Source organism: Pseudoalteromonas sp. S3178 (assembly GCF_005886985.1).
GTDB classification, from domain to species: domain Bacteria; phylum Pseudomonadota; class Gammaproteobacteria; order Enterobacterales; family Alteromonadaceae; genus Pseudoalteromonas; species Pseudoalteromonas carrageenovora.
In genome coordinates this window covers 1-247 of record NZ_PNCW01000665.1, presented here as the reverse complement: position 1 = coordinate 247, position 247 = coordinate 1, and the positions used below count along the sequence as shown (strand labels likewise).

The 247-nt window shown below is 30.8% G+C and carries 1 protein-coding gene; it reads right to left on the bottom strand.

Going from position 1 to position 247, the window contains the following annotated elements:
- Window positions 1-247 (bottom strand): hypothetical protein (locus CWC11_RS23245; RefSeq protein WP_212748124.1); only part of this gene is annotated, 247 nt, incomplete at both ends.

The window sequence follows — 247 nt, the reverse complement described above, 5'->3', positions numbered from 1 at the left end:
TACCATCAATTGATAATTGTAATGTATCGTAAGAGGTATTCCCAACATTTAAAATTAAAAATCGATTGTTATTAAAATTCTTTAATTGATAGCTCCCATCTGTTGAACCTCCTACAATGCAAAAAGTTTGATTAACAAAACTATTGTCTGGTTTGAATAAAATCGAATAGACTTTAGTTGTGTCTCTCGATAAAATTTGAGCGCCAGTTGATGAATAAGATGTCTTCCAGTTCCAACTGCCTATTAT